Annotated in this window: 9 protein-coding genes; 7 read left to right on the top strand and 2 right to left on the bottom strand. The window is 49.9% G+C overall.

From position 1 onward, the window contains the following. Nucleotides 1–188: 188 nt before the first annotated feature. Nucleotides 189–1670: an LA2681 family HEPN domain-containing protein gene (locus PUZ33_RS12855; RefSeq protein WP_274205318.1), complete on the top strand. Its 1482-nt coding sequence runs from the start codon at nucleotides 189–191 to the stop codon at nucleotides 1668–1670. 205 nt (nucleotides 1671–1875) lie between these two features. Here PUZ33_RS12855 and PUZ33_RS12850 read toward each other — a convergent pair whose 3' ends face one another. Both PUZ33_RS12850 and PUZ33_RS12845 read right to left on the bottom strand, forming a co-directional pair. Next, the gene (locus PUZ33_RS12850; protein WP_058680611.1) at nucleotides 1876–2535 is read right to left on the bottom strand and encodes a hypothetical protein; all 660 of its coding nucleotides are present in this window, start codon (nucleotides 2533–2535) and stop codon (nucleotides 1876–1878) included. Between the two features lie 253 nt (nucleotides 2536–2788). Next, complete coding sequence (locus tag PUZ33_RS12845) at nucleotides 2789–3244, bottom strand: hypothetical protein (RefSeq protein ID WP_020688235.1); 456 nt, start codon at nucleotides 3242–3244, stop codon at nucleotides 2789–2791. Nucleotides 3245–3675: 431 nt separating this feature from the next. On the opposite strand from PUZ33_RS12845, the gene PUZ33_RS12840 reads away from it, so the two are divergent. The 6 genes from PUZ33_RS12840 to osmV all read left to right on the top strand — a co-directional run bounded on the left by PUZ33_RS12840 (nucleotide 3676) and on the right by osmV (nucleotide 8900). Next, nucleotides 3676–4299 (top strand): glutathione S-transferase family protein, encoded by a 624-nt coding sequence (locus tag PUZ33_RS12840; RefSeq protein ID WP_058680612.1) that lies wholly within the window; start codon nucleotides 3676–3678, stop codon nucleotides 4297–4299. Nucleotides 4300–4454: 155 nt separating this feature from the next. Then, a complete protein-coding gene (locus tag PUZ33_RS12835; protein ID WP_014831711.1) occupies nucleotides 4455–5198 on the top strand; it encodes a YoaK family protein in 744 nt (247 codons plus the stop codon). 269 nt (nucleotides 5199–5467) lie between these two features. Beyond that, the gene (osmY, locus tag PUZ33_RS12830; protein WP_013096821.1) at nucleotides 5468–6178 is read left to right on the top strand and encodes an osmoprotectant ABC transporter permease OsmY; all 711 of its coding nucleotides are present in this window, start codon (nucleotides 5468–5470) and stop codon (nucleotides 6176–6178) included. Between the two features lie 18 nt (nucleotides 6179–6196). Further along, nucleotides 6197–7096, top strand: coding sequence for an osmoprotectant ABC transporter substrate-binding protein OsmX (gene osmX, locus PUZ33_RS12825; protein WP_013096822.1), 900 nt, complete (start codon nucleotides 6197–6199; stop codon nucleotides 7094–7096). A gap of 8 nt (nucleotides 7097–7104) precedes the next feature. Further along, entirely contained in the window at nucleotides 7105–7752 is a 648-nt protein-coding gene (gene osmW, locus PUZ33_RS12820) for an osmoprotectant ABC transporter permease OsmW (protein ID WP_006808875.1), read from the top strand. Continuing rightward, on the top strand, nucleotides 7752–8900 hold the full coding sequence (gene osmV / locus PUZ33_RS12815) for an osmoprotectant ABC transporter ATP-binding protein OsmV (RefSeq protein ID WP_023620313.1): 1149 nt from the start codon (nucleotides 7752–7754) through the stop codon (nucleotides 8898–8900). The genes osmW and osmV overlap by 1 nt, the downstream gene beginning before the upstream one ends. The last annotated feature ends 32 nt before the right edge of the window (nucleotides 8901–8932 follow it).

Genomic DNA, 8932 nt, shown 5'->3' with positions numbered 1-8932 from the left:
ATCAACAACCTGTTTGACTGCTTCAGTTTTAAACTCTTCGGGATAACGCTTACCGCTCATGGGCACCTCTCTTTAAGCCATCTTAAATGACTCTGAGGTGTCTGTTAAACCCGTGGCGATTCAAACATGTAAGTAATCTTATAAATACGGGGGCATTTGATTCTGCCTATGGCGATGTAAAGGAGATATTGGGAAGTATAGATGATATAAATACTATCAATGCAAATAAAATAATAATATTATCTAACTTGGCTGGATATCTTATTGATATCGGTAGCTTTAGCAATATAAAAAGCATAGCAGAAGAAGGCTTAAAGATACTTATAGATAATAAAAATAACATGCTGGCTATAATGAGTAAATCATCATACCACTATAACTTGGCAAATGGCATGGGAGCAGTTCTTGATTTTAATCCTCATGGCGATGCAGATATTGATATTTTCATTAAATTGAACGAAGTAAAAAATAATTACTGGAAATCCTTTAAATTCTCTCGAGAAGAAGGAGGTGCTAGTCCTGAGTTAATGGTAAATCTAGCCAATACACTAAAGAGGCAATATCGCATATCAGAATCAATGGATTATTATGAACAAGCCATATTTATAGACAATTCAATTCCCCAAGCGTGGGTCAATAGATCTGAAGCATTAGAATTGCTTAATGAATTATCTACCACCTATACATATAAAATGATTAAGGAAGTTATTCGAGGCTATGAGTGCGCAATAAAATCAGGGAATAGTATTCCTTCATGGAATACCACTTATCTAAGAAAAATAAAATACAATGAAGGTATATTGAATGAGTTATGTATAGATACCGCAGAGGATATAAATACGGATGAAAGACTCACGCGGGAGGAATATGATGCTTTATCCCAATATCAGAGGTTTTGTATAGATAATAAACTAATGCTGTCTGATCATTCTCTATATTGCAATTGTTACGCATCATCTAAAGATAATATAACTATTGCAACCACTGAGAAAGGCGTCTTTGGGGATTTCATAGTGCCAATGGAGATGGTATTAAACAGGCTTAAAGCTGAGTACTCATTAGCAAGAAAAATGTTTTTCGAATATAAGATTGGCAGTGAATTTTTTGATGAAAATTCTGAGACATGTTTTTCTGAATTGTATAATGGTGAGGTATTGTATGAAAATGTTGAGAAATTAAGGGTAGCATTTAGATCCTGCTTTGGTGTCTTAGATAAAATAGCAGTTGCACTATGTAAGTTATTTGATTTAAAACCAGATAGAGGTCATATATACTTTCATAACTTCTGGCAGGTTCATGATGAGAAAAGAAAGAACAAAATAAATAAAACAAATAATAAAGCGTTGCTCGGTTTGTTTAGTATCGCAATGGATTTGAACGATAAAAATGGTGAGCTTGCTTTTTTTAGGGATTGGAGAAATGATTTAGAGCATAAGCTATTAGTAATTCACGAGAAGGGGATGTTAGTAGACTTATATGATTCTTATGGTTTTTTTGACGAAGTGAAATTTATTGAGAAAGAAGAGTTTGAGCAACATCTGTTACAACTTATGAAAATTGTGAAATCAGCAGTTATTCTCTTTGTCTACACAATACGTATAGAAGGGAAAAGAAATATTCCTGATGACGTTTTGACTATGACGAACACTATCGAGAGAAAAATATTATAGCATGCTTTATGAGCGATAGAGCGGTCGGTATTTCTTTATGCTTATTTCTTAGCAATGAAATTTCTTGCTTAATCTTGAGTTATTACAAAGCAACTATGTCGACTCTTCCCTCACAGCAGATCTTCAGCTCAGTCAGCAAAGTCCGCTTTGTGCCTGAAGCGGACTTTGGTAACTATCAGTAAACAAATTAGTGTTAATTCATATATTAATTTTCATTAGCAGTATTAAAGACAGCTTTGCTCTTAGTATCTGAATCTATCCATTTACCTTTTTTTGAACTATAAATTCTTGAACCATCGAGAGAATAATATTTAACAAATACAGAATCCTTAAAACCCTGATCGGCTAATTCTTTTGCTTCCCACTCTGATACAATGTAGTTATCAGAAAGAATTATCACGTCTGCAACACCTTCAATCCCTTTGTCTGTAAGATGTACTGCATTTTTGTTCCAGCGGTTTGTATATGTACTAACATATAAAGAAGTTAAACCCTTAACCTTTCTGGCTCGTTTGGCATAATCTTCTATGTCAGGCATCCAAACAGCATCCTTTAGTTCATCGGCGTGTTGTTTCGCATACTCCACATCTTGAGGAGTAGCGTGAGGGCTGTTCTGTATGTCAGTAGCTGTCCATCTATGTGAGCTCGCATAAAACGCAACGTCCCGAGCGTATGCCATAAGATTAGCTTTACGGTCTGCTTCTTGACTATGTTCCTGATATTGGAAGTAACCCACAATTGCGACAGAAATCAATGCTACGATACCAATAGTAACGCCAATCCATTTCCATGCTCTTCGGGGTAATATCTTAATTATTACGACAATTAATAGTACTGCGACCAGAAAAAGCACGAAACTCAACATTTCAATCCCAATTTATAAATAGATAATTACTGTACATGTCACATTAGCATGCTTACAAAACTTTGTGAAAATAAAACAACCTAGCTGACTTGCTCCCCGCGTACTGTTATGGTCTGCTCCTCGCTCATAGCAGTCATTTACCCGCCCTACTATCGCGAAAGCAATATCCACACACCCTCAAAAACCTCAAAGGGGCTCATCATAGCCCCTTTCTCACACCACCCTCTAAGCAGCTAACAAAGCCTGCCCGCACTCAGTGCGCCACAATTCGCGGCTCCTTCACAAACTCCGCCAGAAGCCAAATCATATCGTGCAGCAGCCCCGTAAGCTCTTTCGCAACGTTCGCGGGCAATGTCCCCCCTTTAACGGCCTGGGTAAGTGCCAGCGCATAGTCTATCTGGGTAGCGGTGTCGTGCCAGCAGTCCGGCACGCAGGAGGTCATTTTTTCTCCCACAATCAACTGTTCAATAAGGTTCGGCGGGAGATCGGCATCGCAGAGTTCTCGCAGTCGATGAAGCGCTTGCAGCAGGCGCTCGCAGAGTGCAGAGCTAATGACGCTATCATCGCTTTCGACCAGCACGGTCACCAGCGCGGCGCAGTTGTCCGCCACGTCAAAGAGGTCGGCGTCAACCGGAAGGGGTCGGGTAATAAGCTGCTGAATAATGTTTTCGTCAGATTGCAGGTAAGACAGGGTTGGGATAGTAGCCATAAGGCATCCTCAGTGTATGAAATTGAATTAACCACCCGATGAGTTCCTACGCTCGAGGGGGCAGCGCTGACGGAGGTAGGAATACCGCCCACAGAGAAAACGGCCAGCCTTAACGGCTGCTCCGCCAGCGCCACCGTGATTTTAACGGCATATGCACTGTTGCGACAAAATAAAGTCGCACTGTGAGATCCGGGTTCCTACACCCGATTGCGGATGTGCCGCAACGCCGTCACTTTACGACCCCGATAACCGGAATAAAAGCATTAACCCTCATTTTCACCGGGTTACTTTTAGGTTTGCGAGGCTCCTTCCAGAAAGACGGTATCACTCCCCCAATCCAGCGCACTCACCACCTAATTTTGCCCCGACCTCTTTCACAAAACTGATGTATTGTTTTTAAACCATTCATTCCAGTGCAGGACACCTGACCCATGATCACCATCCTTGGCAAAACCACCTCCATCAACGTGCGTAAAGTCCTCTGGACCTGCGAAGAAGCCGGAATTGCATATCAGCAGGAAGATTACGGCAGCGGATTTGCCCCGACGGAAACGGACGCCTTCCGCGCCCTGAATCCCAACGCCATGGTGCCGGTGTTGATCGACGGCGATTTTGTGCTGTGGGAATCGAATTCAATCTGCCGCTACCTGGTGCGCAAAGCCGGACGCGATGACCTGCTGCCATCGCAGCCGCAGACCTGCGCTAACGTCGAGCGCTGGATGGACTGGCAGGCGACCGAATTCAACAACGCCTGGCGCTATGTCTTCCCGGCGCTGGGGCGCAAAAACCCGGACTATAACGATCCCGCGCGGATTGCCGCCGGGATAAAAGAGTGGAACCACTGCATCGGCATTCTGGAGCAGCAGTTGCAGCGCACCGGCGCCTTTACTGCGGGCGAAACGTTTACGCTTGCAGATGTGGTGCTGGGGCTGTCGGTGAACCGCTGGAAGATGACGCCTTTTGACAAACCCGCAGTGCCTGCCATTGATGCCTGGTTTGAACGTCTTAATCAGCGCCCGGCATTTTTGCGACACGGAAATAACGGCATGGTCTGAATTCCTCACGGCCCTATATTCAGCAAGGATATTTTATTTAATTACAAAACCCTGCATGTCGTCAGAAGGAATAATAATTAAGCCATATCCTGGACTGTCCGTTGTATCGCTTTGCTAGCCTGACGTTTCAGGCAAAGCTCACCCCGGAGGTATTCTTGCTGATTAAACTCAAAAAAGAACGAACGCATCAGGAGGATCGCCGGTTAGCCCTCTGGCTGGCGACATCCGCTGGCTTGCTCAACGCCATCGCCCTTGGGGCATTTGGCTTTTTCCCCTCTCACATGACCGGCAATACCTCACAATTATCCAGCGAAGTCTCTTCCACCGATCTGAACGATATTATTTTCTTTGGCTCCATTATTCTGGCGTTTGTCACGGGTGCCATTCTTGCGCGCATTATTGTTATCTGGGGCATTATCCATAATATCCGGCTGGTTTTTTGCCAGATCCTGTTTGTCGAAGGGTTATTACTGACCGGTATTTCGGTTTACGAGATGTATTTCCATGCCCTCACCAGCAACCGCACAATTATTATCTTTCTCTGTGGTCTGATGGGGATCCACAATTCCACCTCCACCCAGCTCTCCAGCGGCCGGGTGAGATCGACGCACATCACCGGCACGCTGACGGACGCGGGAATATCGCTGGCCTCGGTAGTCGTGGCGATGCTGCGCCGGGACTACTCCAAAGATACGGCGGCGCAGAAAAGCCAGCTTAAAACCCACTTAACCACCCTGTTCTCGTTTATTACGGGCGGTATCGCAGGGTTGCTCCTGTTCCGGTGGATTGGCTTTAATGCAATGCTGGCGCTGGGTGTCATACTGGCGCTGGTATCCGTTTGTTCCATGATTACCATCGCGGTACGCGTGCGCAAAGTTCGCGCAGCCCTCGGCCGATAGTCAAAACGCAGAGGGCAGAATGTCGCGACAGTTGTGACACTGTCACTTTTATGAAGTCGCTTTAGGACTATTCTGCCCTCACTCAGCCAGCCCTTACCTCATAAGGCTTAATCAAGGTTGTCACTAGTTTCATAGGGTTACTGATTTTCCCCCTTCGCTGGAACCCTTCCCAAACGCTTGCTATAGGTCAACTACCCCTGCCGAAACATGGCATAACAACAGGCAACCGCTGGTTGCGATAACGCATGCGCACAGGGAGACACACCGCAATGCATCCATTACTCAAACGCTCGCTGCTGTTTGTCGGCGCCATAATCGTGGTTCTGGCCCTCCTCACCTGGGGCATTGGGCTGGAGACGATCAAGGCGCGTCAGGTTGACCTGATCTACCTCGGGCAACAGCATTTAATCCTCGTATTTTCTTCGATGTTCTTCGCACTGCTGGTTGGCATTCCGGCGGGTATCCTGCTCAGCCGCCCGGCGGCGCGTGGGGTAGCCGAATACGTGATGCAAATCTTCAACGTCGGCAACACCCTGCCGCCGCTGGCCGTTCTGGCGCTGGCAATGGTGGTGATTGGCATTGGCGATACGCCAGCCATCATCGCCCTGTTTCTTGCCTCGCTGCTGCCGATTGTGCGCAATACCTACGCCGGGCTGTGCTCGGTGCCGTCGTCATTACTGGAAGCGGCGAACGGGATTGGGATGACCAAATGGCAGCGTCTGCGCCAGGTGGAGTTACCTAACGCCTGGCCGGTGATGCTCTCGGGCATCCGCATCGCCACCGCCATTAATGTGGGTACAGCTCCGCTGGCCTTCCTGATTGGCGCCAGCAGTTACGGCGAGCTGATTTTCCCCGGCATCTACCTGAACGACTTCCCGACGCTGATCCTGGGCGCGGCGGCCACCGCGCTGTTTGCCCTGATCCTCGACACCCTGCTGGCTGCGCTGGGTCGCGTGATGAGTCCCCATCTCGCTCGATAACAATAACAAGGAGCTTTCATGAGACTAATATCCAGCCTGACGGCGCTGTGTGCCGCGGCGCTCTTCACCAGCCAGGCGATAGCCGCCCCGCTGATTCTGGCGACCAAGAGCTTTACCGAGCAGCATATTCTCTCGGCCATGACCGTGCAGTATCTGCAAAAGAAAGGGTTCCAGGTGCAGCCGCAAACCAATATTGCGACCGTTATCTCCCGTAACGCGATGATCAACAAACAGATTGATATGACCTGGGAGTACACCGGTACGTCGTTGATCATCTTTAACCACATCAACAAGCGCATGTCGCCGCAGGAGTCTTACGAGACGGTTAAGCGTCTGGACGCGAAGCACGGTCTGGTCTGGCTCAAACCCGCCGATATGAACAACACCTATGCCTTCGCCATGCAGCGTAAACGCGCTGAAGCGGAACATATCAACACCATGTCTGAGATGGTGGCGAAGATTGAGCAGGTTCGTAAAACCAACCCGGACAAGAACTGGCTCCTGGGACTGGATCTTGAGTTTGCCGGGCGCAGCGACGGGATGAAGCCGCTGCAGAAGGCCTACAACATGGCGCTGGACCGTCCGCAGATCCGCCAGATGGATCCCGGTCTGGTGTATAACGCGGTGCGCGACGGTTTTGTTGATGCCGGGCTGATCTACACCACCGACGGCCGCGTGAAAGGTTTCGACCTCAAAGTGCTGGAAGATGATAAAGGTTTCTTCCCGAGCTATGCCGTCACCCCGGTGGTGCGTAAAGACACGCTGGAGGCGAACCCGGGGCTGGAAGAGGCGCTAAACACCCTCTCCGCCCAGCTCAACAACGACGTTATCACCGAGTTGAACAAGAAGGTGGATATCGATCATCAGTCACCGCAGCAGGTCGCCCGTGATTTCCTGCGTAGCAAAAAGCTGTTGTAGGAGGCGCAATGGAGACGATTCACTACATTCTTGATAACTGGGATTACCTGTTAACCCTGACGCTGCAGCATCTGTGGCTGGTGGCGCTGGCGGTGGGCCTGGCCATTATTATCGGCGTTCCGCTCGGCATTTTAATTGTCCGTCACAAATGGCTGGCGACACCGGTGCTGGGGATTGCGACCATCGTGCTGACCATTCCGTCCATCGCCCTGTTTGGCCTGATGATCCCGCTGTTTTCGCTGATCGGTCAGGGCATTGGTGCCCTGCCCGCCATTACCGCGGTGTTTCTCTACTCGCTGCTGCCGATTGTACGCAACACCCATACCGCGCTGGACAGCCTGCCGCCCGGTCTGCGTGAGGCTGGACGCGGCATCGGCATGACCTTCTGGCAGCGGCTGCGCTGGGTTGAAATTCCCATGGCGCTGCCGGTGATTTTCGGTGGCATCCGTACCGCCGTGGTAATGAATATCGGCGTAATGGCGATTGCCGCCGTGATTGGCGCGGGCGGCCTGGGCCTGCTGCTGCTCAACGGCATCGGCGGGAGTGATATCCGCATGTTGATTGCGGGGGCGCTGATGATTTGTCTTTTAGCGATTGTGCTCGACTGGCTGCTGCACCGTCTGCAGGTGGTACTGACTCCGAAGGGGATTCGATAATGATAAAACTGGAAAACCTCAGCAAACACTTTTCACAGAAGCACGGCCAGACCGTTAAGGCCGTCGACAACGTCAACCTGAACGTGCCCGAAGGGGAAATGTGCGTCCTGCTCGGTCCGTCCGGCTGCGGGAAAACCACCACCCTGAAGATGATCAACCGCCTGATTACACCGAGCAGCGGCACGATCCTGATTAACGGCGAAGACACCAGCGGGATGGATACGGTGACGCTGCGCCGCAACATCGGCTATGTGATCCAGCAGATTGGCCTGTTCCCGAACATGACCATCGAAGAGAACATTACCGTGGTGCCGCGCATGCTGGGGTGGGATAAAGCCCGGTGTAAAACCCGTGCCGAAGAGCTGATGGATATGGTGGCGCTGGATCCGCGTAAGTTTCTCAACCGCTATCCGCGCGAGATGTCCGGCGGCCAGCAGCAGCGTATCGGCGTGATCCGCGCGCTGGCGGCAGATCCGCCGGTACTGCTGATGGATGAGCCCTTCGGCGCGGTGGACCCCATCAACCGTGAAGTGATCCAGAACCAGTTTCTGGAGATGCAGCGCAAGCTGAAGAAAACGGTGATGCTGGTCAGCCACGATATCGATGAAGCCCTGAAGCTGGGCGATCGTATCGCCGTTTTCCGTCAGGGGAAGATTGTCCAGTGCGCCAGCCCGGACGAGCTGCTGGCGAAGCCGGCGAACGAGTTTGTCGGCTCGTTTGTGGGTCAGGACCGCACCCTGAAGCGCCTGCTGCTGGTGTCGGCAGGCGACGTCACCGACCAGCAGCCTACTATCACTGTACGCGGCTCTACCCCGCTTCCAGAGGCCTTTGCCACCATGGATGATAACGATATCCGCGCCATCACCGTGGTGGACGAGCACGGTAAACCGCTGGGGTTTGTGAAACGCCGGGAAGCGCGCAACGCCAGCGGCACCTGTGCCGATATCCTGCATCCGTTCCGCATGACCGGCAAAGCGGAAGATAACCTGCGCGTGGTGCTCTCTCGCCTGTATGAAAGCAACACCAGCTGGATGCCGATTGTGGATGAAGAGGGTCGCTATAACGGCGAGATTTCGCAGGACTATATCGCGGAGTACCTCAGCTCAGGGCGTACGCGCAGGGCGCTGAATATTCACAGCGAAAGTTAATTCTTCCGGCCGGGCTTGCCCGGCTTTTTTTC

It is taken from the genome of Enterobacter cloacae complex sp. 2022EL-00981 (assembly GCF_028737495.1).
Taxonomy (GTDB): domain Bacteria; phylum Pseudomonadota; class Gammaproteobacteria; order Enterobacterales; family Enterobacteriaceae; genus Enterobacter; species Enterobacter cloacae.
This window is presented reverse-complemented; position numbering and strand designations above follow the sequence as displayed.

Coding starts and splice junctions, on each gene's coding strand:
- PUZ33_RS12850 (WP_058680611.1), bottom strand. CDS start 2,535: ATGTTGAGTTTCGTGCTTTTTCTGGTCGCAGTACTATTAATTGTCGTA.
- PUZ33_RS12845 (WP_020688235.1), bottom strand. CDS start 3,244: ATGGCTACTATCCCAACCCTGTCTTACCTGCAATCTGACGAAAACATT.
- PUZ33_RS12840 (WP_058680612.1), top strand. CDS start 3,676: ATGATCACCATCCTTGGCAAAACCACCTCCATCAACGTGCGTAAAGTC.
- osmY (WP_013096821.1), top strand. CDS start 5,468: ATGCATCCATTACTCAAACGCTCGCTGCTGTTTGTCGGCGCCATAATC.
- osmX (WP_013096822.1), top strand. CDS start 6,197: ATGAGACTAATATCCAGCCTGACGGCGCTGTGTGCCGCGGCGCTCTTC.
- osmW (WP_006808875.1), top strand. CDS start 7,105: ATGGAGACGATTCACTACATTCTTGATAACTGGGATTACCTGTTAACC.
- osmV (WP_023620313.1), top strand. CDS start 7,752: ATGATAAAACTGGAAAACCTCAGCAAACACTTTTCACAGAAGCACGGC.